The sequence below is a fragment of the Erysipelatoclostridium sp. MSK.7.34 genome (genome assembly GCF_019041935.1).
Lineage (GTDB): Bacteria > Bacillota_I > Bacilli_A > Erysipelotrichales > Coprobacillaceae > Thomasclavelia > Thomasclavelia ramosa.
Map to the genome: position 1 here is coordinate 157513 of NZ_JAHPYJ010000005.1, position 21497 is coordinate 179009.

General features: G+C 31.1%; 22 protein-coding genes and 2 other annotated features (1 of these 24 running past the window's edge). Of the genes, 19 read left to right on the forward strand and 3 right to left on the reverse strand.

Annotated features, from left to right (window positions below; translation table 11 throughout):
* Positions 1–171, forward strand: a binding site (T-box leader) (it extends 31 nt beyond the left edge of the window).
* Between the two features lie 38 nt (positions 172–209).
* The 10 genes from hisS (at position 210) to tyrS (ending at position 10651) form a co-directional block, all read left to right on the forward strand.
* The gene (gene hisS, locus KTF99_RS05745) at positions 210–1487 is read left to right on the forward strand and encodes a histidine--tRNA ligase (RefSeq protein WP_003538182.1); all 1278 of its coding nucleotides are present in this window, start codon (positions 210–212) and stop codon (positions 1485–1487) included.
* The gene (gene aspS, locus KTF99_RS05750) at positions 1480–3237 is read left to right on the forward strand and encodes an aspartate--tRNA ligase (RefSeq protein ID WP_003538183.1); all 1758 of its coding nucleotides are present in this window, start codon (positions 1480–1482) and stop codon (positions 3235–3237) included. Before hisS ends, aspS begins: the two co-directional genes overlap by 8 nt.
* Positions 3224–4297, forward strand: a complete 1074-nt coding sequence (locus KTF99_RS05755; RefSeq protein ID WP_003538184.1) for a M24 family metallopeptidase — start codon at positions 3224–3226, stop codon at positions 4295–4297. Before aspS ends, KTF99_RS05755 begins: the two co-directional genes overlap by 14 nt.
* 120 nt (positions 4298–4417) lie before the next feature.
* The gene (locus tag KTF99_RS05760) at positions 4418–5728 is read left to right on the forward strand and encodes a UDP-N-acetylmuramate--L-alanine ligase (protein ID WP_029479970.1); all 1311 of its coding nucleotides are present in this window, start codon (positions 4418–4420) and stop codon (positions 5726–5728) included.
* A 48-nt stretch (positions 5729–5776) separates the two neighbouring features.
* A complete protein-coding gene (locus KTF99_RS05765) occupies positions 5777–6067 on the forward strand; it encodes a DUF948 domain-containing protein (RefSeq protein ID WP_003538186.1) in 291 nt (96 codons plus the stop codon).
* Between the two features lie 15 nt (positions 6068–6082).
* Positions 6083–6559, forward strand: coding sequence for a YtxH domain-containing protein (locus KTF99_RS05770; protein WP_008791774.1), 477 nt, complete (start codon positions 6083–6085; stop codon positions 6557–6559).
* The gene (locus KTF99_RS05775; protein WP_003538189.1) at positions 6559–7563 is read left to right on the forward strand and encodes a LacI family DNA-binding transcriptional regulator; all 1005 of its coding nucleotides are present in this window, start codon (positions 6559–6561) and stop codon (positions 7561–7563) included. Before KTF99_RS05770 ends, KTF99_RS05775 begins: the two co-directional genes overlap by 1 nt.
* 77 nt (positions 7564–7640) lie before the next feature.
* Positions 7641–8102 carry an RNA polymerase sigma factor gene (locus tag KTF99_RS05780; RefSeq protein ID WP_008791773.1) on the forward strand — a complete coding sequence of 154 codons (462 nt, stop codon included), beginning with the start codon at positions 7641–7643 and terminating at the stop codon, positions 8100–8102.
* A complete protein-coding gene (locus tag KTF99_RS05785) occupies positions 8099–9076 on the forward strand; it encodes a hypothetical protein (protein ID WP_029479973.1) in 978 nt (325 codons plus the stop codon). Before KTF99_RS05780 ends, KTF99_RS05785 begins: the two co-directional genes overlap by 4 nt.
* 110 nt (positions 9077–9186) lie before the next feature.
* Positions 9187–9384 (forward strand) — a binding site (T-box leader).
* A gap of 40 nt (positions 9385–9424) precedes the next feature.
* A complete protein-coding gene (tyrS, locus tag KTF99_RS05790; protein ID WP_008791772.1) occupies positions 9425–10651 on the forward strand; it encodes a tyrosine--tRNA ligase in 1227 nt (408 codons plus the stop codon).
* A 20-nt stretch (positions 10652–10671) separates the two neighbouring features.
* Here the strand turns inward: tyrS and KTF99_RS05795 are convergent, their stop codons facing one another.
* Positions 10672–11448, reverse strand: coding sequence for a tRNA 2-thiocytidine biosynthesis TtcA family protein (locus KTF99_RS05795; protein WP_003538193.1), 777 nt, complete (start codon positions 11446–11448; stop codon positions 10672–10674).
* Positions 11449–11510: 62 nt separating this feature from the next.
* Here KTF99_RS05795 and truB point away from each other — a divergent pair, with 62 nt between their 5' ends.
* From truB to KTF99_RS05810, 3 genes are all read left to right on the forward strand, one after another.
* Positions 11511–12353: a tRNA pseudouridine(55) synthase TruB gene (gene truB / locus KTF99_RS05800; protein WP_217215484.1), complete on the forward strand. Its 843-nt coding sequence runs from the start codon at positions 11511–11513 to the stop codon at positions 12351–12353.
* Positions 12353–13267: a bifunctional riboflavin kinase/FAD synthetase gene (locus KTF99_RS05805; protein ID WP_003538195.1), complete on the forward strand. Its 915-nt coding sequence runs from the start codon at positions 12353–12355 to the stop codon at positions 13265–13267. The genes truB and KTF99_RS05805 overlap by 1 nt, the downstream gene beginning before the upstream one ends.
* Before the next feature lie 84 nt (positions 13268–13351).
* Positions 13352–14194, forward strand: coding sequence for a DMT family transporter (locus KTF99_RS05810; protein WP_008791768.1), 843 nt, complete (start codon positions 13352–13354; stop codon positions 14192–14194).
* Between the two features lie 11 nt (positions 14195–14205).
* Here KTF99_RS05810 and KTF99_RS05815 read toward each other — a convergent pair whose 3' ends face one another.
* Positions 14206–15069, reverse strand: coding sequence for an NAD(P)-dependent oxidoreductase (locus KTF99_RS05815; protein WP_022007565.1), 864 nt, complete (start codon positions 15067–15069; stop codon positions 14206–14208).
* Positions 15066–15749, reverse strand: a complete 684-nt coding sequence (locus tag KTF99_RS05820; protein WP_008791766.1) for a gamma-glutamyl-gamma-aminobutyrate hydrolase family protein — start codon at positions 15747–15749, stop codon at positions 15066–15068. The genes KTF99_RS05815 and KTF99_RS05820 overlap by 4 nt, the downstream gene beginning before the upstream one ends.
* Before the next feature lie 153 nt (positions 15750–15902).
* On the opposite strand from KTF99_RS05820, the gene KTF99_RS05825 reads away from it, so the two are divergent.
* The 6 genes from KTF99_RS05825 to KTF99_RS05850 form a co-directional block, all read left to right on the forward strand.
* Positions 15903–17642, forward strand: coding sequence for a septation ring formation regulator EzrA (locus KTF99_RS05825; protein WP_008791765.1), 1740 nt, complete (start codon positions 15903–15905; stop codon positions 17640–17642).
* A 115-nt stretch (positions 17643–17757) separates the two neighbouring features.
* On the forward strand, positions 17758–18387 hold the full coding sequence (locus KTF99_RS05830; RefSeq protein ID WP_003538201.1) for an acetyltransferase: 630 nt from the start codon (positions 17758–17760) through the stop codon (positions 18385–18387).
* A gap of 233 nt (positions 18388–18620) precedes the next feature.
* Positions 18621–19757, forward strand: coding sequence for a cysteine desulfurase family protein (locus KTF99_RS05835; protein ID WP_003538202.1), 1137 nt, complete (start codon positions 18621–18623; stop codon positions 19755–19757).
* Positions 19758–19760: 3 nt separating this feature from the next.
* Entirely contained in the window at positions 19761–20957 is a 1197-nt protein-coding gene (thiI, locus tag KTF99_RS05840; protein ID WP_003538203.1) for a tRNA uracil 4-sulfurtransferase ThiI, read from the forward strand.
* Positions 20958–21025: 68 nt separating this feature from the next.
* Positions 21026–21247, forward strand: coding sequence for an alpha/beta-type small acid-soluble spore protein (locus tag KTF99_RS05845; protein ID WP_003538204.1), 222 nt, complete (start codon positions 21026–21028; stop codon positions 21245–21247).
* A gap of 123 nt (positions 21248–21370) precedes the next feature.
* Positions 21371–21497 (forward strand): alpha/beta-type small acid-soluble spore protein (locus tag KTF99_RS05850; RefSeq protein ID WP_217215486.1); only part of this gene is annotated, 127 nt, incomplete at its 3' end.

Here is a 21497-nt window from a genome sequence, read left to right on the forward strand (position 1 = left end):
ATCCTTTTATAGAGAGAATACGTCTGGTGAAAGTATTTAAAGGATCATTACGGGACACTTGGGAGGAGTTACTTTGAAATCTAGTAGGAGTAAACGTCTGTCGCGTTAAGACATAAGAGCGTGTTATTTAACACGAATTAAGGTGGTACCGCGTTAACTAACGTCCTTATTTTAAGGGCGTTTTTATATTATCAAGGAGGAAATGAAAGATGATGTATAAAGCACCACGAGGAACAGTGGATATTTTGCCAGAAAAGAGTGCTAAATGGCAAACATTAGAACAACTAATTAGAACAATATGTGCTAATTATAATGTTAAAGAAGTGAGAACTCCTATTTTTGAACACACCGAGTTATTCACTCGTGCAGTTGGCGATACAACTGATGTAGTAAGTAAAGAAATGTATACTTTCGCTGATAAAAAGGGGCGTTCAATTACATTACGACCTGAAGGAACAGCTGGAGTTGCGAGAGCTTATGTAGAAAATAAAATGTTTTCTAATCCTGATAAAATTAGTAAATTATATTATATTGGACCAATGTTTAGATATGAACGTCCTCAAAATGGGCGGCAACGTCAGTTTCACCAATTCGGGGTAGAAATGATTGGTTATGAATCACCATATTTAGATGTTGAATGTATGACAATGGCAGTAACATTAGTCGAGGCTTTAGGGTTACAAGGTGTCAAATTACATATAAATACTCTTGGTGATGGTGATAGTCGTGATGCTTATCGTGAAGCTTTGAAAGCACACTTTGCACCATATTTAGATGATTTATGTCAAGATTGTAAAAATCGTTATGAAGCAAATCCGTTAAGAATTTTAGATTGTAAAGTAGATCATAATCATCCAGCGATGGCAAATGCGCCAAAAACAGTTGATTATTTAAGTGAAGCGGCTAAGGCACATTTTACCAAAGTATGTGAGTTATTAGATGATCTAGAAATTGAATATGTTGTTGATACAAATTTAGTGCGTGGTTTAGATTATTACTGTCATACAGTTTTTGAAGTAATATCTGATGATCCACGCTTAGGTGCAGGAGCCACTGTTGGTGGCGGTGGTCGTTATAATGGCTTAGTACAGGAATTAGGGGGACCAGAAGCACCTGGAGTTGGATTTGCTTTTGGAATGGAACGATTATTGATTGCTATGGATGAAGAATTAGAAGAACCTGAGGGGTTGGATGTGTATGTTATGCCAATGGGAGATGAAGCAAGAGATTTAGCGGTACAGATCACGGCAATGCTACGAGCAAATGGCTTTAGTGTTGATATGGACTATCAAGGTCGTTCTTTAAAAGCACAGTTTAAAACGGTTGATCGTTTGAATAGTCATTTTGCAATGATCATTGGTGATCAAGAAATTGCTGACGAAGTAGTCAATATTAAATGTACACATTCAAAGACACAAGATATTGTACCAATTGAAAATATTGTTGCGTATATTGAAAATCATATGGAGGGACATGTACATGAATAGAACTCATAACAATGGTGAATTAAGAATTAGTGATGTTAATAAAATTGTTGAATTAAAAGGCTGGGTTGCTAAAAAAAGAAATTTAGGTTCTTTGGTTTTCATTGATTTAAGAGACCGTTATGGAATCACGCAAATCGTATTAAATGAAGAAATGGAAGCTCTAGGTAAGGATATTAAAAATGAATATGTCCTGCATGTAGTTGGTAAAGTAATTGAAAGAAGTTCTAAAAATCCTAATATGCCAACTGGGGATATTGAAATTGAAGCTGCTCAAATTGATATTATCAATACGGCTAAAGTAACACCTATTTACACAACTGATGATACTGATGCAAGTGAGGATGCAAGAATGCAATATCGTTATCTTGATTTAAGAAGACCGGTAATGCAGAATAAAATAATTATGCGTCATAAAATTACTAGCAGTATTCGAAATTTCTTAGATAATCATGAATTTATTGATATTGAAACGCCCTATTTAAATCGTTCTACTCCTGAGGGAGCAAGAGATTTCTTAGTCCCTTCACGGGTTCATAATGGTTCATTTTATGCTTTACCACAGTCACCACAATTATTTAAGCAATTATTGATGGTTTCAGGATTTGAACGTTATTATCAAATCGCACGCTGTTTTAGAGATGAGGATTTACGATTAGATCGGCAACCGGAATTTACTCAAGTTGATGTTGAAATGAGTTTTATGACTACTGATGAAATTATTAGTATTGGTGAACAGCTGTTAGCACAAGTAATGAAAGATGTTAAAGGAATTGAACTGCAACTGCCATTGCCACGAATGACTTGGCATGAAGCTATGGAAAAATATGGAATTGATAAGCCAGATATTCGTTTTGGATTAGAGTTAGTTAATTTAAATGAAGTGGTTAAAGATGTTGAGTTTATGGTTTTTAAGAGCGCGTTAGAAGCTGATGGGCATGTAAAAGGAATTAATGTCAAAGGTGAAGCTGACAATTTTTCTCGTAAAGCAATTGATAAATTGACGGATGTAGTTAAAACATATAAAGCAAAAGGATTAGCATGGTTAAAAGTTAAAGCTGGAAAGGCTGAGGGACCAATTGCTAAATTCTTTAACGAAGAACAAATGACAAAATTATTAAAAGCAATGGATGCAAGTGATAATGACTTATTATTATTTGTTAGCGATGCTAAATATAATGTTGTTTGTGATGCTTTGGCAGCTTTACGTAATCATTTAGGAAAAGAATTAAAATTATTTAACCCTGATGAATTTGCATTTTTATGGGTCGTAGATTTTCCAATGTTTGAATATGATGATGAAACTGAACGTTATTATGCGGTTCATCATCCATTTACTCGACCTAAAGATAGTGATATTGATAAAATTGAAAACGATCCTGCAAATTGTTTAGCTGATGCTTATGACATTGTATTAAACGGTTTTGAATTGGGTGGAGGTTCACAACGTATCTACGAACAAGAATTACAAGAAAGAGCCTTTAGAGCATTAGGTTTTACCCAAGAGAGAATTGATAGTCAATTTGGCTGGTTTGTTGAGGCCTTTCAATACGGTACTCCACCACATGGGGGATTTGCCTTAGGTCTGGATCGTCTAGCAATGTTACTTACTGGTAGTGAAAATATTCGTGAGGTTATTGCTTTTCCAAAAAATGCAAGTGCAGTATGTCCAATGTCAAAAGCACCAAGTGAGGTAGATAATGCTCAATTAGAAGAATTAGGAATCGCGGTGATTGAAGATGAACAAGAATAGAATTGATGCAGTTGTAAATAATATGAAGGAAGCTGGTCTTGATTATTTGTTGATCAGTGAACCTTCTTCAATTGATTATTTGATTGATTATGTAAATAACCCCGGTGAAAGAATGTATGTATTGATGCTTGCAGCAAATGGTGCCCATAAGTTGTTCTTCAATAAATTATTCTTTGTAGAAAATGATCTAGGGATTGAAATTGTTTGGCATAGCGATACTGATGATGCGACAAAAACAATTGCAGATTATGTTGAAAATTCTGGTACAATTGGAGTTGATAAACATTGGAGTGCAAACTTTTTATTAAGTTTAATGGAAAAACTACCAGATGTTAAATTTGTTAATGGCTCATTTTGTGTAGATTTTGTAAGAATGGTTAAAGATGAAAATGAACAGGTTTTAATGATTGAAGCAAGTCGGATCAATGATCAAGCAATTCATGAAGTGATTCATCAAGTATCTTTAGGATTATCAGAACTTGAAGTAGCCGGTAAATTGAGTGGTATTTATAGCAAATTTGGTGGTGATGGCAACAGTTTTGATGCTATCATCGCTTATGGAGCTAATGGTGCTAATCCTCATCATGAAAATGATGATAGCCATTTAAAACCAGGTGACAGTATCATTATTGATATGGGGTGTAAGTATAACGGATATTGCTCAGATATGACAAGAACTGTCTTCTATCAAGAAGTAAGTGAAGAAGCTAAAGAAGTCTATGGTTTGGTTCGTTTGGCTAACGAAACAGCTGAAGCAATGATTAAACCTGGGGTTAGACTTTGTGATATTGATAAGGCTGCTCGTGATATTATTACTGATGCTGGCTATGGCAAAGAATTTAATCATAGGTTGGGTCATTTCATTGGTAAAGATGTTCATGAATTTGGTGATGTTTCTGTTAACTTTGATTTGGAAGTTAAAGAAGGTATGATTTTTTCGATTGAACCGGGAATTTATTTGCCAGGTAAATTTGGGGTGCGGATTGAAGATTTAGTCATGGTTACAAAAGATGGCTGTAAAGTTTTAAATAGTTATCCAAAGGATTTATTTGTAATTTAATGATTAAGGGTTACAGCTCTTAATCATTTTCTTGTCGAATAAAAAAACATACTTTTTAGGGTTCGGTCAATACATTTATCTTAAATTGTGCTAAAATGGTGAAGTGAGGTGACATAAAGAATGTATTATTTTATTGGAATTAAAGGTTCAGGGATGGCGCCATTAGCTGAAATCCTTCATGAACTAGGAAATGAAGTGTGTGGAAGCGATATTGATAAATACATCTTCATTGAAGAGGAATTAAGAAAGAGAAATATCCCAATCTATTCATTTGATGCTAACAACATTAAAGATGGTTATACAGTTATTATTGGAAATGCTTTTGGTGATGATCACACAGAAGTTAAAGCTGCTTTAGCTAATCCGAATGTTAAATGTTATCGATATTTTGAATTTTTGGGAGAGTTTATGGAAAACTTCATCTCAATTAGTATAGCTGGAACTCATGGCAAAACAACGACAACAGGGATGGCTTATCATTTGTTTGAAGAATTTGATAAAACTACAGTTTTAATTGGTGATGGAACTGGTCATGCAGTAAAAGATAGTAAATATTTTATTGCAGAATCATGTGAGTTCCAAGATCATTTTTTACATTATTATCCTAAATATGCGATTATCAATAATATTGAATTAGATCATGTCGATTATTTTGGAAATTTAGAGCGTTATATTGAGTCTTTTGAAAAATTTGCTAATCAAGTAAAAGATACAGTAATTGTTTGGGGGGATGATCCAAACATTAAAAAAATAAATTTTAAAAAAAGAGTTATGAGATTTGGTTTAAATGACTATAATGACGTTAGGGCGGTAAATGTGCTTGAAAACAGTAATGGTTTATCGTTTGATGTATATATTCATAATGAATTATTTGGTCATTTTAATTTACCTTATTTTGGAATGCATATGTTGTATAATTCATTAGCGATCATTACGCTTGGTTATTTAGAAAATATGACTAATGATTATATTCAAAATAGAATGGCAACTTTCGAGGGAACAAAACGACGATACAGTGTAACTGAAGTAGGGAATAATGTTTACGTAGATGACTATGCCCATCATCCCACTGCAATTAAGTATGTAATTGAAGCAACCCGTGTTAGATACCCGAGTAAAAAAATTGTAGCAATTTTTAAACCTGATCGTTTTTCACGTGGCGCTCGTTTTGCCGTTGATTTTGCCAAATCTATGGATTTAGCTGATTATCCATATTTCTGTCCATTTCCCGAAAATGCAGTGAAAGAAGAAGGAATTGACATAGATATTTATGATATCGCTAATAATCTACCAAGAGCAAGAGTTATTGGTGAAGATGAAGAAGCTGCTAAAGAATTAGCTAAGTTCGATAATGTTGTGTTCTTGTTTATGTCTAGCAAAGATATTTATAAACTTGAAGAAAAAGTTATCGCGATAAAAAAATCTATATAAGTATCTAGAATTATGGTATAATTATTTGTAGAAAGTTGAGGTAATGCTATGACTGCAATTGATGTTTGTTACTGTGTTTTAATACTTTCTGGAGCATTTGCCTTAGTTAGCTTAGGAATTTTATTGCTTCGTAGTTCAACCACAGTTAAACAAGTGGGGAACACAGTCGAAATGGCTCAAAGCACAATTAATAAAGCGGATAAAATTATGGATGATATAACTTACAAGTTAGATCTTTTGAATGCGCCAGTAGAAACAATCGCGCGTTTCTTTGATCCAAATCGACCTAAGTTTAATCCTATAAGTGCTATTATTGGATTGTTCAAAAAGAAATTTTAGAAAGGTGAAATAATGATGAAATTAGGAAAATTTATTGCCGGTGTAGGTATCGGTGCAGTAATTGGAATGTTATGTGCTCCTAAAAAAGGTAGTGAGCTAAGAGGTGAATTAAAAGAAAAGTCTCAAGATCTATATGATAAAGCTCAAAACATGACTAAAGATGATGTTGAATCTTTGATCAACAATACTATCGAAGAAATCAAATTAGCAATTGATGAATTTGATGTTGATGAATTTAAAGATACAGCAGGAGAAAAATTAGGAGATATTAAAACTAAATTAGAACAACTAGCAACTTCGGTAAAATCTAGTGATGAATACGCAAGTTTTAAAGAATCGGTTGCTAAAGTTAGTGATGAGGTTACAACAAAATTTAAAGAAATCAAAACAAAAGTTCAAGACAAAGATTTTAATGTGTTACAAGAATTAGATGATGCAATGGATGATATTGAAGATGAATTAGATGTCATCATTGAGGATCTAAAAGATTAATGAAAAAAGTAACTATTTATGATGTCGCAAGAGAAGCTGGTGTTTCTCTTGCGACTGTTTCTCGAGTAATCAACGGTTCAAATGTTGTTCGAGAAAAAACAAAACAAAAAGTCTTGGATGTTATTGATCGTTTAGATTTCAAACCAAATGATATTGCTAGAGGATTGGCTACTAGCAAAACAACAACAATTGCAATCGTTTTCCCACAATCACTATTTGCTCATGTCAAAGATATGATTGGTGGAATTGGCGATACTGGTAGACATTTAGATTATAATATCAATATGTATACGACTGATGATATTGGTGATGAAAATACAGTTGCTGATGTTACTGAAAGATTAGTAAAGTCACGTGTTGATGGAGTAATCTTATTTAATAATGATAATATTGACGAAACTGTTGAATCGATTGTGAAGTATAATTTACCTATCGTTGTTATCGGAACAAAAATGTCTGGTGAAAACATTGGTTCTATTTATATTGATGTTAAAAAAGCTGCTGAGGAGATTGTTGATAAATATCTAGCTAAAGGTAAAGATGACATTGTCTATATCTTACCAAAACAAAATTTAATTAAAAGTGATGAAATTATTGAAGGAATCAAGGATACATATAAAAAATATAACAAAGAGTTTACTACCGATCAAATTGTTACAAGCTCTAGCCATTATGAAAATACATATCCGAATTTTGTTGAATATTTTAAAAATCACAAACATGATTTAGTATTCTGTGGATATGATAAAGACGGTGTTGCGATTATTAATGCAGCTCAAGAAAATGGAATTAAAATTCCTGAAGAAATGGAAGTAGTAGGAATGCTGAATACAAGTTATTCAATTATGTGTAAACCGACCCTTTCATCAATGAATGTGCCTGTTTATGATATGGGTGCTTTAGCTGTTCGTTTATTAACTAAGTTCCTACAAGATGAAGAAATTACTTCAAAAGAAATTGCAGTACAACATATGTTTATTAAACGCAATTCGACAAATGACTAAGACTTTCATTATGAAGGTCTTTTTTTTGTCACGATTTATAATTTTCAATTGTTATTTAGATGAAGGGAGGAAATTTAATGGAGGAAGCAATGTTCGAACATCTATTCCAAAAGTATAAAGATATGATATATCGAGTCGCTTTTCTTTATCTAAAAAATGAGGCAGATGCTTTAGATATTGTTCAAAATACATTTATTAAGCTATTAAAGAAAAATGATTTTAACGATGAAGAGCATCTTAAAAGATGGTTATTAAGAGTTTGTATTAATCTTTGTAAAAATAATTTAAAAAGTTATTGGAAAAGAAATGTTAGTGTTTTTGAAGAAGAATTTTATCAATTAGAAAATAGTGATTTAAAATTGCAAGAACTAGTTTTTAAACTGGCTCCTAAATATAAGGGAGTGATTCATTTGTATTATTATGAGGGATATTCAGTGAAGGAAATTTCAGTCATTTTAAAAATTAGTGAAGCCGCTGTTAAGCAAAGGTTAAAGCGAGCTCGTACAAAATTGAAAATAGAACTGGAGGCAGAATCATGAAGAATAATGATTACAAAAAGATTGTCAATGGAATCAAGATACCAGAGCAAAAGCTTGATCTAGTAAAAAATAGTATTTTACAGAAAAAAAGCATCTGTAAATTTAAATATGCTACAGCTTTAATCGTGATAGCAGCTATGATCACGGGAACAATTTATTTTAGAACTTATCCAAGAGGAGATAATGAAACAAAAACATTAATAGATGTTGATTACTTCATTACAAATATTTATGCTAATGATGAAACCTATGAATTAACAGACGATAAAGTTAGTATTGACATGAGTAGTGATATGTTTGGAACAACCTGGAGATGTAATGCTAAACGCTCATGTTTACCATTTGATATTCGTATTGTTGGTGAAAACATTAAGAGTATCAGCTATTCTGTAATTAAGGGGACGAGCTTAGATTTTTATCGGGTTAAATCATTAGATTTATTTCATGATGATTTATCGGAGTTAAATAAAAAAAATGATTTTAGTATTCAATTTAAAATGTTTAACGAATTACGTGATCAAGATAAAGAACTTTTAAAAGAACGCTATCAGTTAACAGAAGAAAATTTAGAATCATACGTTAATGATCATATCATTGATATTATTAAAGATTACCGTGCAGCTTTAGAACAAGCAGGCTATAGTCAGGAAAGCTTAAATATGTATGGCGGACTTTTTTGGATAGAAATTAACCAAGGCGATAGGATGACTGTTCCTTATGATCAGCAAGATCCTCTAAACTATCGAAATATTCTTTATACTGAATTAAATTTAGAAAATAAAGATATTTCAGTAATAGATAACGAACAAATAATCTATCAAACATTTAAACAAGAATTATTAAGCTATGAAATAAGCATGGTAATAGAGTATAATAATGGTGTTATCAAAGAAAAAATAATTACTTTTGAAGAAGGAACTTGTGAAGAAAGAAATAATGAATGTAGGGATACTATTTATATGAAAATAAAGTAAATCATTAAAATTAAATATGATTAAAATATTTAAATAGTATCAGGAACGATAAGTTTTGACAAAACTTATTAGGGTATGTTGACTTATTTAAAAATATAGCATATAATTCTATTACGACGTTGAAGGAAAATAGTAATCAAAATAGGCATTTTAGAGACCTTGTGGCTGGTGTAAACAAGGATGTACTACTGATGAATACACTCTGGAGTTTCTAGGTGAAAAGTCTAGACGGGTAGTTCCGTTATGAATGATGAGTGCATGTATTTTATACATGAATAAAGGTGGTACCGCGAGATTTCGTCCTTTTAGGAAGAAATCTCTTTTTATTTTATAAATGGAGGATAACGGATGAAGATTTATGATGAATTAGTATGGCGTGGATTAATCAAAGATGTTAGTTCACCAGATTTAGAAGAAAAATTAAATAATGGTGGGATGACTTTTTATATTGGGACTGATCCTACTGGTGATAGTCTCCATATTGGACATTTTTCATCATTTTTAATTTCAAAGCGATTAAAAGAAGCGGGACATAATCCAATTTTATTAGTTGGTGGAGCAACCGGATTGATTGGTGATCCTAAACCAGATACTGAAAGACCAATGATTACCAAAGAGACAGTTGAACATAATTTTGCTTGCTTAAAGAAACAAGCACAAGATTTGTTTGGTTTTGAAGTTGTTAATAATTATGATTGGTCAAAGGATCTTAATTTCATTGATTTTTTAAGAGATTATGGAAAATATTTTAATATTAACTATATGTTAAACAAAGATATTGTAAAACGTCGTTTAGATGCAGGGATTACATATACTGAATTTTCATATATGATCATGCAAGCAATGGACTTTGAATGGTTATACAATAACAAAAATTGTGTTATGCAAGTAGCTGGTCAAGATCAATGGGGGAATATTACTGCTGGAATTGAATTGATTCGCAAAAAAGATGGTAAAGAGGCATATGGTTTTACAATGCCATTATTGACTAAAAGTGATGGAACAAAATTTGGAAAAACTAATGGTAAGGCTATTTGGCTAGATAGAGAGAAAACATCACCATATGAAATGTATCAATTTTTTATTAACTCAGAAGATGATAAAGTAATTGATTATTTAAAATTTTTAACTTTCTTAACACCTGAAGAAATTATGGAATTAGAAGAAAAGAATAAAACGCAACCACATTTAAGAGAAGCTCATCAAGCATTAGCGCGTGAAGTAATCACATTCTTGCATGGTGCTGAAGCTTATGAGGAAGCTGTAAATATTTCAAAAATGTTATTTTCGGGACAAATTCAATCACTAACATTAGCACAGGTCAAGGTTTGCTTTGAAGGTGTACCAAGTATTGAAGTTAATGAAGACTTGAATATTTTAGATGCACTAACTACTTGTGGGGCAGCAAAGAGTAAACGAGAAGCGCGCGAATTTGTTAATGGCGGATCCATTTTAATAAATGGTGAACGAATTAAAGATGTTGAGTTCATAGTTACAAAAGCTAATGCATTTGGAAATGAGGCGACTGTAGTTCGTCGCGGCAAGAAAAATTATTTTGTAATTAAGCATATTTAAAAAAAAGTAAGTTTTATAACTTACTTTTTTCTTGGCGTTTTTTTCCATAACATTGTATTTTCTTCGTTTGTTAAACTGGTAAGGAGATTGCTTTTAGCTTGCGGATATTTTAAATATAGATCATTTAGTAAATGTTTAAATTCTTCTCGTTTAGTATGCTTATCAGCTGGACATGTTGAAGGGACAATAGGAACATGTGCTTCTTCAACAGCACTAACTATATCTGATTCGTAAGCATAAACTAATGGACGAATAAAGTTCATTTCAGTTCTTGTTAAATACATTTTGGGGGTAAAGGTTGCAATCTTACCACCGTAGATCATATTCATAAATAGTGTCTCAACAGCATCATCACCATGATGCGCAAAGGCAACTTTGTTGCATCTGTATTTCTTTGCACCATCGATTACAAGTGCTTTTTTAAATTTAGAACATAATGAACATTGTAGACGACCATCATCGGTCTTATTTAACTTTAAGATTTCATATACATCACTAGGTTCATGATAAAGTTCAATACCATTTTTTTTACAAAAAGCATCAGCTTCACTAAAATCCATATTTGGGAAGCCCATTTCAATATGTACTCCAATAACATCAAATTTTACAGTTGCGAATTTTTTATATAATGATAAGCAGTATAAAAGGAGCATAGAATCTTTACCACCAGAAACGCCCACACATACTTTATCACCATCTTGAATTAAATTAAATTCTTCATCGGCTTTACGAATACAGCCAAGTACTTTTTTCATTGTCATTTTTATCACCTTGCTATATTCTAACAAAAATATCATTACTAAGCAAAGTTATTTGCAATTTAATGTAAAGATAGGTACAATGTAAAGCGGTGATGAAAATGGATGGAATTATTTTAGTAAACAAACCTAGTGGTATGACAAGCCATGACGTGGTTAATAAATTAAGACGAATATTAAAAACAAAAAAAGTGGGGCATTGCGGAACTTTAGATCCTGATGCAATTGGTGTTTTAGTTGTGTGTGTAAATAAGGCTACAAAAGTTTTGCAGTTTTTAACAAGCGAAAGCAAAGAATATGTTGCAACACTTAGTCTAGGAACAAGTACTGATACATATGATGCTAGTGGTAAAATTATTGAAACAAAAGAGTTCTATGCTCTTGATAATAATGAAATAGTTGCTTGTTTCAATAATTTTATTGGTTCTCAAGAACAAAAGCCCCCAATCTATTCAGCAATTAAAGTAAATGGTAAAAAATTATATGAGTATGCTCGTGCAGGAGAGCAGGTAGAAGTGCCAACACGATCAGTTACAGTTAATCATTTAGAAATATTACAAATCGAAAATAATTTAATTAAATTTAAAGTGGGATGTTCGAAAGGAACATATATTCGTTCTCTATGCTATGATCTTGCGAAGGCTTTAGGTTATCCGGGACATATGAAAGATTTAATTAGAACTAAATCAGGAAATTTTTCGTTAGAAAATTGTTTTACACTTGAACAGATTGAAAATGGTGAATACACAACAGTAAGTTTAGAAGAAGCTTTAAATTCATATCAACAATTAGTTGTAGATGATGAAAAAATAATTTTTCATGGAAAAAAAATCAAATCAGATTTAAATGAACAGGTTGTTATCTTAAATCGGCAGGGGAAAGTTCTTGCAATGTATGGCCCTGATGGAAATGGTTATTTAAAAAGTATTAGAGGTTTATGGTGATGAAAGTAATATATTTGAATGAAGAAAATATGATTGCTTTGGAACCAAGTTGTGTTGCTTTGGGTTTTTTTGATGGCATGCATCTAGGTCATCAAAAATTGATTGATGAAGTATTAAAAGTGTCAAAAATAAAGAATCTAAAAAAAGGGCTATTAACATTTGACGTTCATCCTAAATCATATCTTTTAGATAGTTCTTTTAAATATTTGATGAGTCTCGAAGATAAAATAGAATTTCTAGAAAAATTAAATTTTGACTATTTATTTGTATTACGTTTCAATCATCAATTAGCTAGTAAGGAACCACGACAGTTTATTGACGAATTTATTATTAAACCAAAAATCAAGCATGTTGTTTGTGGTTTTGATTTTCATTTTGGAAATCATGGTAGTGGCGATAGTGTTTATCTAAAAAATAATAGAAATAATGATTATGAAATTTCAATTATTGATAAATTAGAATATGAACAGCATAAAATCTCATCTTCATATTTACGACAAGTTTTAAGTAATGGTCAAGTTGAATTGGCTAGTCAATTGTTAGGTCGGCAATATCAAGTGACTGGAAAAGTTGTTCATGGACGTGAAAACGGTCGTAAAATTGGTTTTCCGACAATTAATGTGGCAGCAATAGATTATGTACTTCCTAAAAATGGAGTGTATGGTGCTAAAGTAATCATCGATGGTAAAGAATATATAGGAATGGCAAATTTAGGCTATAATCCAACCTTTACTGCTTTGAAGCAAGCTTCATTAGAAGTTAATATTTTCGATTTTGATCAGAATGTATATGGAAAACAAGTAAATGTTATGTTTATTAAACATATTCGCAGTGAGAAAAAGTTCCCTTCAATAAACGATTTAATTGAACAGTTAAATAAGGATAAACAGCAGATAATTAATGAAATGATATGATTAGTACATATCATTTTTTTATGTTGCTTTCCTATATTTATTAGTTTTATTTATGAATATCTGGGGAATAATAAATTTGGTGATATGATGTTATATGGATGGTTAATCTTTTCTAGTTTTTTATGGGGTACCAACGTTCTTGTAATGAAATATATGTTAGAAAACACTACAACATATTTTTTAGCTGCTCTAAAAGTACTGTTGTCGGTTATTGCAATTTTTGTAATCATGAAATATAAAAAAATACCTTTTAAATGGTATAAAGGCAGTCTAGGAATAAAGGTATCATTACTTTCGATTACAATTAATTTTATACTTACCTTTGAGGGATTGAATTTAATTACCGGAAGTTCAAATGCAATTGTTAATTCCTTAGCACCGCTAGTGACAATCCTATTGACATGGCTTTTTTATCATACTAAGGTCAATCGTTACCAGTTGATTGCTATGATAATCGCATGCATTGGATTTCTTATTTCTCTAGATTTTAATATTAGTCAGATTTCTCTTGGTCATTTAATGATGATTGGTGGAATTGTGTTATATAGTTATGGTAATTTATTAATGCAGCACCAATGTAAAAAAGAAGACAGTTTACCTTTTACATTTCAATATTTATGTTTGAGCTTCTTTCAATTAGCGTTAATTACTTTATTTATTCCTAGCAGCAATCATCTTGAAAATATTTCAATAACTTTATGGGTACTTTTCATAATTTTTTCTGGAATTGGATTTGCTATAATTCAATTAACGTATTTTCGAGCTGTTCACGAAATTGGAAGTGTTAAAACAAGTTTTTTATTAGGACTAAATCCAGTGTTTACATATATTGGTTCATTGTTACTACAAGAAAATTTTAATTTTAATAAATTTATGGCGATGATTTTAATGGTTGTAGCCATGGTTATTGCAAACAAAAAAAGATAGTTAGTTCATAACTATCTTTGATAATATTTAATAAGAGCTTGAGTGCCTAAGTTCTCAAATCCGTCGGTTTGTAATTGTTCAAACTGTTGTAAAACAGTATTTAAAACTTCTAAGTCAAGGTTGTTTGTATCATTAACAGCTTTGGCTATTTTCATATCTTTGATATAATGTTTTATGTAAAACCCCGGTGCAAAATCATCAGCAAGAATTCGTGGGGCATTATTAGTCATTTGCCATGAACCAGCAGCTCCATTCGAAATACAGTCAAGCATTATTTGAGGGTCCAAATTGACTGCTTTAGCATATGTAAGAGCTTCACAAACTCCAGCTAAAGCTCCGGCTAAAGCAATTTGATTGGCCATTTTTGTATGTTGACCGTTTCCGGCTGAACCAACATAATTAATGTTGCTTCCTAAGACTTCTAACACTGGTTCAATTTGTTTAAAGACATTTTCATCACCGCCAACCATAATTGACAATGTCCCTTTTTTGGCACCAATATCACCGCCTGATACCGGAGCATCAAGACTGGCTAAACTATGTTTTGAAGATTCTTCAAAAATTTTTTTTGCTAACAATGGACTAGACGTAGTGAAATCAATGAGAATACAATCTTTTTTAGCATTAGCAATTATCCCTTTGGAACTAAAGTAGATTTCCTCAACATCTTGAGGAAATCCTACCATAGTCATGACAATGTCTTGATCTTTGATACACTCAGCAACTGAATCGTGCCATATAATTTTATCACTAATAAGATCTTCAACTTTATTTTTTGTTCGCGTATAAATAGATACAGGATATCCTGCTTGACTCAAATTTTGAACCATTGCTTTACCCATTACTCCGACCCCAATAAATGCAATTTTTTTCATTTTTCTTCCTCCAGTAACTCTTTATATAATTTAATTAAACCTGCTTGAATTTTATCATGATTTTTTTCCGGATGCCATTGTACAGCAATAATATTATCTTTTTCAATTCCTTCAATAATTCCATCAGCAGTAATTGCACTGACAACAAAGCCAGGGGCAATATCATCAATTGCCTGGTGATGAAATGAATTGGTCATAAACTCATTTCCTAAATATTTATTTAGTTTTGTATGAGGAATAGTTTTCACGAGATGATGATATCCTTCTAAATTTTCCTGGAGATGATTATCATATTTTTTTGTCTCAGGAATATCCTGAATCAAAGTACCGTTAAATGCAACATTGATAGTTTGAATTCCACGGCAAATCCCTAATATAGGTTTATGAGCTTTTGAAAACTTATGAATCAACTTAATTTCTAATTCTTCCAATTCTGCTTCCTCTTTATTGGTTAGAGGATTTAATACTTGATGGTATAAAACGGGATCAATGTCAAATCCGCCGCTTAATAATAGACCATCACAGTGAGTGACTAAAAAATCTAGTGTATCATCACTGCTCGGTCCAATAATAATAGGATCTAGATTTGCAGTTTGAAGCATTCTAAAATATTCACGGTAAATATAATAAACTCTGCGTTGAGAATAGCTTCGCATTGGCGTTAAGATTTTTTTATTCATAAACTACCTCCTGTATTTATATATTACGCGAAACAAAAATAATGTAAAGAATTATAAAAATAATTTAAAACTGCACAGATATTACTTAGACATCATATGACACTTATGGTATACTTTATTAGTAAGATTTATAAAAAAGAGGGATGTAATATAATGGACTTTTTAGATAATATATTAAAAAAATTTGGAACAAAAAATGTAATCATAGTAGGGGTAGTATTAATTGTAACTATTGTGATCTTAATAACATACTGGATGATTAAATTAAGAATATATCGTAAAGAAATTGTAGTTTTAGAAAATGATATGAATGCAATTAAAACTTTGCCAATTCAATACCGCTTAGGGCGGATTAAAGCAATTGGAAAAAACATGCCAGATGTTTTAGAAAAATATGATGATTTTGAACTAGAATTTAATGATTTAGTAAATCTACAAAGTAATGAAATTGCGCCATTGATCAATGATATTGATGAGCGATTGTTTTATCGAAAATTAAAAGGGGTTCGCAGAGATCTAAATAAATTAAGACAAGATATTGATAATTATGAGAAACGTTCTAAGGCGTTGCTTAAAGAAATTGAGGTGATCACTGAAATAGAAAATGTGCAACGTGTAGAAATTATTAAAATTAAAGAGAAGTTCCGTTTAACAAATGATGAATTTGCTGCTGTACGTTTTAAAATAGAAGATTTTGTACCTGCTATTCCTCAAAAATTTGCAGATATTGAAGAACGCTTTGTTCAATTAGAAGCATTGATGAATAGTCAGCGTTTTGATGAAGCTAAAGTATCAGCAGATAAAATTGATAAAGACATTGATCTATTAAGTGCTTATCTTCGTGATTTACCAACTTATATTTCAATTGTTCGAAAATATATTCCTAAGCGATTAGATGAATTATACCGTGTTATTACTGAAATGAAAGAACGCGATTTTTCAATTGAACGTCTTAATACAACAGTTCGCTATAATAAGATCAATGCTGATCTAGAAAATACGATCCAAGCTATTAAAGAGTTAAATCTAGAAAATGTTGGTGCTTCCATTGAAGTAATGACAGAAGATCTAAATTCTTTAGCGGCAGACTTTGAAAAAGAGGAAGCTGCATATAGTCGCTATGAGGAATCACGTAATGCTTGTTACAAACATATTGGGCATTTAGATGAAGGCCTTCGAAATACTATTAATTCTTTAGGTGAACTTCAAAGGAATTATTTATTATCTGATTATGAAATTACTGTTAAAGAAGATTATGAGGCTTTTAAAGGGATTTTAGATGAATTAGATCAATTAACAGTAATAATTGAAAGCAATGATTTTTCATATAGTGTCTTGATTGAGCGTTTTGAAGAATTGATTGATCGTTGTAAACCTTTTGATGAATCTTTGAATAAGTATATTGAATTAGAAAATTCTTTGAGATTACAAGAAAAACGTGCTTTAGATGAGTTAGATAATATTAATATTGTCTTACTAGAAATAAAATCGGAGATTAAAAATAAACATTTACCAATGATTAATGAATCTTATAAAGATTATATTGATGATTCTTATCAAAAAGCGGATGAAATTTTGAAATTTATCAGACGTCGACCAATTGATTTAGAGCGTCTCTCAGTTCAAGTTGATGCTGCACGAGATGTAATCTATAAATTATATGATAATGTTCATAATTTGATTGTTACTGCAGAAATGGTTGAAGATGCAATTATTTATGGTAATCGTTATCGTAGTTCTTTTTTAGAAGTTAACACAGAATTAACTAAAGCAGAGCTGTTATTTAGAAATGGTGAATATACTAAAGCTTTGACTACTGCAGTAGATATTATTGAAAAAATCAATCCTGGATCATATGAGATGTTGATTAATAAAAATAGTGCAAAATCATAAGATTTTGCCTTTTTTTATGGGTGAGAGTATAATTATGAAGAATGTACAAGGTATTATAGTTTAAAAGTAATATAATGGGGATATTAAAGCTTATTAATAAAAATAGGAGATAAAAATGAAAAAATTATTAATTTGGGGTGCAGGAGATCAAGGACTTGTGACTCTTGAGTGTGCTTTAGCCATGAATGCATATGAACAAATTGATTTTTTAGAAATCAAAGAAAAAGGAAGTAGAAAAATAATTAATCATACTGTATTTAAAGAAAGTGAATTCGATAAAGTAGTAAAATTATATGATGAGGTTATTGTTGCAACTGGTAGCAATGATTTACGAGAAGAAAAAATAAAAATGTTACTTGCTTTTGGTATTCCTTTAGCAACGATAGTCCATCCAACAGCTTTAATTAGTTCATCTGCAAAGATTGGTAGTGGTACAACGATATTGGCTAATGTAATAATTAATATTAATACAAAGGTCGGGATTGGCTGTATAGTCAATAATGGAGCAATTATTGAACACGATTGTATGGTAGGAAATTATGTTAATATTTGTCCTAAGTTTGCGATGGCAGGTCACAGTTCGATTGGATATAAATCTTATCTGGGAATAGGTAGTACTGTCATTGATGATATTAGAATTGGTAATCGGGTAACAGTTGGTGCTGGAGCGGTAGTTGTTTCAAACATTTCTGATAATATCGTTGCGATTGGTGTTCCAGCTAAGAAAATGCTGGTGGATAAGTAAAAAGTGTTGTGTTAAAATATTTAAGATAATTACAATTTGATGGTTTACGTTGGTTTTATAAAAGTAATTATATAGGAAAATTAAAGTACTTTGGAATTGCAAGTAAGAAAATGATTTTATTTCTTTACTTTCGTAGTAAATATTGTAGAATTATTTAATGTTGTTTGAAAGATATTTTGGTGGAGTCATAAGACTTTGGATTTTTATTGCATATAATAATGTAGGGGGTTACGATGATATATTTAGATTATGTGGCAACAACGCCATTAAATTCAGAAGTATTAAATACTTATCATAATTTATTATCCAATTATTTTTATAATGCTGATTCAATGTATGATAAAGGTATTGAGGTAAATCGTTTGATGGAACATTCACGTAAATTAATTAGTGAGTCCTTCAAAGTTAAAGAAGATGAAATTATTTTTACTAGCTGTGGTAGTGAAGCTAATAATATGGCAATTAAAGGTACAGCCTTTCAATATCAAAATCGTGGTAAACATATTATTACTACAGCTATTGAACATTCATCTGTTTATGAAACTTGTAAAGAGTTAGAAAAGTTTTTTGGATTTGAGGTAACTTATTTAGGGGTTGATCATAAAGGGCGGATTTCTTTAGAAGAATTAGAAAAAAGTATTCGTGATGATACGATTTTAGTATCAATTATGTATGTAAATAATGAAATTGGGGTCATTAATCCTATTGATGAAATTAAAAAAATTGTTAAAAAATACGATAAGGTAAAACTGCATTTTGATATGGTACAGGCTTTAGGAAAATTACCAATCGATTTAAATGATGTGGATTTAGCTTCTTTTTCGGCACATAAAATTTATGGTTTAAAAGGTAGTGGCTTATTATTCAAACGACGTTCAACGACAATTGTTCCTTTAATTAGTGGCGGACAACAAGAATTTAGTTTACGAGGTGGAACTTCTAATGCCTGTACTAATATTGTTTTTGCGAAAACTTTAAGATTAGCATTAGATAATTTTGAACAAAAAAATCAACATATTAAAGATATAAATGATTATTGTCGAAAATGTTTACAGGAGATAGAAGGAATTGTTATTAATAGTGATGAAAATTGCTGTTTACCATCAATTTTGAATTTCTCATGCTTAGGTTATAAACCAGAAGTTATTTTACATGATTTGGAAACAAAAGAAATATATTTATCAACGCGTAGTGCTTGTTCATCAAAAACGAGCAATGTTTCACGAGTCATGGCGCAATTACATTTAGATGAAGCAATTAGTTCTAGTGCGCTTAGAATTAGTTTTGGAGAGCATACTACAAGAGAAGAAATCGATCGGTTTTGTTATTATTTACAAGAAAGTATGCGTAAATTAAAGAAGCAGAGGTAGAATATGGAAGCAAATTATATTTTAGTACGTTTTGGTGAATTAACAACAAAAGGTAAAAACCGTAAATTATTTACGAATCGTCTTTTAAAAAATACTAAGGAGATATTAGCAGAATTTAATCATTTAACATATGATTTACAACATGATCGTATGTATGTTGTTCTAAATGGTACTGATCATGAAGCTGTATGTACGAAATTGAAAACAGTATTTGGAATCTATTCTTTTTCAGTAGCATATAAAATGGAAAAAAATCTCGAATTAGCTAAACAAGCGGTTTTACAAATAATTGAAAACAATGATGGGAATACGTTTAAGATTAATACTAAACGTTCAGATAAGAATTTCCCTGGAAGTTCTCAAGAAATTAATCGTGAAATTGCAGGATATGTATTTCATCACACTACAAAAGAAATAAAAGTTGATGTCCATGCTCCAGCAATTTTAGTAACAGTTGAAATTCGTTATGACGCGATATATGTAATGGATAATATTATTAAAGGAGCAGGTGGGTATCCAGTTGGAGTTGGTGGAAAAGCATTATTGATGATGTCAGGAGGAATTGATTCACCAGTAGCTGGATATTTAACATTAAAACGTGGTGTAGATATTGAGTGCATCCATTTTGCTGCACCACCTTATACTAATGAATTGGCACGAGAAAAAGTTTTTGATTTAGTTGATAAATTACGTCATTATACTCACGGTTCAATTAGAGTTCATGTAATTAATTTTACAAAATTGCAATTAGCTGTTTATGATAATTGTGACGAAAGTTATGCAATGACAGTCATGAGAAGGATGATGTATCGTATTAGTGAAAAAATTGCTAATAAAAATAATTGTCTTGCATTAGTCAATGGTGAAAGCATTGGACAGGTTGCTTCACAAACTTTAAATAGTATGCAGGTAATCAATGAAGTTGTTAAGATTCCAGTACTAAGACCAGTATTATGTCTTGATAAATTAGAAATTATTGATATTGCTGATAGGATCGATACTTATGAAATTTCGATTCGCCCTCATGAAGATTGCTGTACTATTTTTACACCTAAAGCTCCGGCAACTAAGCCTAAGTTATATAAAGCGGAAATATTTGAGTCTGGGTTTGATTTTGAAACTTTGATTGATGAATGTGTAGAAACTGCTGAAATTATTACAGTCGATCACAATTATAAGAAAAACGACGATATTTTTTAAAAATAATTAAAAAAGCGTATATCTTTTTTTGTTTGACACAAGATATTAGTGTCAGGAGGTGAAGATATATGTCACAAAGTAACTCTAGTAGAAACAAATTAGTTGTTCCTGGAGCTAAAAATGCAATCGATCAAATGAAGTATGAGATTGCTAACGAATTTGGCGTTAATTTAGGTCCTGATACAACTGCTCGTGATAACGGTTCAGTAGGTGGCGAAATCACAAAACGATTAGTCGCTATGGGTCAAGCACAAATGAGCTCATCAAACAAATACAATCAATCTAAATAATTATTTTTAAAACCCTAGTTAGCTAGGGTTTTTATCTTTAAAAAATAAATTTAAATTTTTTTATTAAAAATGTATATTTTAAAACAAATGACACAAAATATTACTGTCAGGAGGTGAAAATATATGTCACAAAATAACTCTAGTAGAAACAAATTAGTTGTCCCTGGAGCTCAAAATGCAATCGATCAAATGAAGTATGAGATTGCTAACGAATTTGGCGTTAATTTAGGTCCTGATACAACTGCTCGTG

What these genes read in the sequence shown, in the direction of transcription:
- KTF99_RS05785 (WP_029479973.1), top strand. Translation starts at nt 8,099, where the DNA reads ATGAAGAATAATGATTACAAAAAGATTGTCAATGGAATCAAGATACCA.
- KTF99_RS05810 (WP_008791768.1), top strand. Translation starts at nt 13,352, where the DNA reads ATGATGTTATATGGATGGTTAATCTTTTCTAGTTTTTTATGGGGTACC.
- KTF99_RS05760 (WP_029479970.1), top strand. Translation starts at nt 4,418, where the DNA reads ATGTATTATTTTATTGGAATTAAAGGTTCAGGGATGGCGCCATTAGCT.
- KTF99_RS05770 (WP_008791774.1), top strand. Translation starts at nt 6,083, where the DNA reads ATGAAATTAGGAAAATTTATTGCCGGTGTAGGTATCGGTGCAGTAATT.
- KTF99_RS05775 (WP_003538189.1), top strand. Translation starts at nt 6,559, where the DNA reads ATGAAAAAAGTAACTATTTATGATGTCGCAAGAGAAGCTGGTGTTTCT.
- tyrS (WP_008791772.1), top strand. Translation starts at nt 9,425, where the DNA reads ATGAAGATTTATGATGAATTAGTATGGCGTGGATTAATCAAAGATGTT.
- KTF99_RS05765 (WP_003538186.1), top strand. Translation starts at nt 5,777, where the DNA reads ATGACTGCAATTGATGTTTGTTACTGTGTTTTAATACTTTCTGGAGCA.
- thiI (WP_003538203.1), top strand. Translation starts at nt 19,761, where the DNA reads ATGGAAGCAAATTATATTTTAGTACGTTTTGGTGAATTAACAACAAAA.
- aspS (WP_003538183.1), top strand. Translation starts at nt 1,480, where the DNA reads ATGAATAGAACTCATAACAATGGTGAATTAAGAATTAGTGATGTTAAT.
- KTF99_RS05780 (WP_008791773.1), top strand. Translation starts at nt 7,641, where the DNA reads ATGGAGGAAGCAATGTTCGAACATCTATTCCAAAAGTATAAAGATATG.
- KTF99_RS05845 (WP_003538204.1), top strand. Translation starts at nt 21,026, where the DNA reads ATGTCACAAAGTAACTCTAGTAGAAACAAATTAGTTGTTCCTGGAGCT.
- KTF99_RS05755 (WP_003538184.1), top strand. Translation starts at nt 3,224, where the DNA reads ATGAACAAGAATAGAATTGATGCAGTTGTAAATAATATGAAGGAAGCT.
- KTF99_RS05795 (WP_003538193.1), bottom strand. Translation starts at nt 11,448, where the DNA reads ATGATATTTTTGTTAGAATATAGCAAGGTGATAAAAATGACAATGAAA.
- hisS (WP_003538182.1), top strand. Translation starts at nt 210, where the DNA reads ATGATGTATAAAGCACCACGAGGAACAGTGGATATTTTGCCAGAAAAG.
- KTF99_RS05815 (WP_022007565.1), bottom strand. Translation starts at nt 15,069, where the DNA reads ATGAAAAAAATTGCATTTATTGGGGTCGGAGTAATGGGTAAAGCAATG.
- KTF99_RS05820 (WP_008791766.1), bottom strand. Translation starts at nt 15,749, where the DNA reads ATGAATAAAAAAATCTTAACGCCAATGCGAAGCTATTCTCAACGCAGA.
- KTF99_RS05835 (WP_003538202.1), top strand. Translation starts at nt 18,621, where the DNA reads ATGATATATTTAGATTATGTGGCAACAACGCCATTAAATTCAGAAGTA.
- KTF99_RS05825 (WP_008791765.1), top strand. Translation starts at nt 15,903, where the DNA reads ATGGACTTTTTAGATAATATATTAAAAAAATTTGGAACAAAAAATGTA.
- KTF99_RS05805 (WP_003538195.1), top strand. Translation starts at nt 12,353, where the DNA reads ATGAAAGTAATATATTTGAATGAAGAAAATATGATTGCTTTGGAACCA.
- KTF99_RS05830 (WP_003538201.1), top strand. Translation starts at nt 17,758, where the DNA reads ATGAAAAAATTATTAATTTGGGGTGCAGGAGATCAAGGACTTGTGACT.
- truB (WP_217215484.1), top strand. Translation starts at nt 11,511, where the DNA reads ATGGATGGAATTATTTTAGTAAACAAACCTAGTGGTATGACAAGCCAT.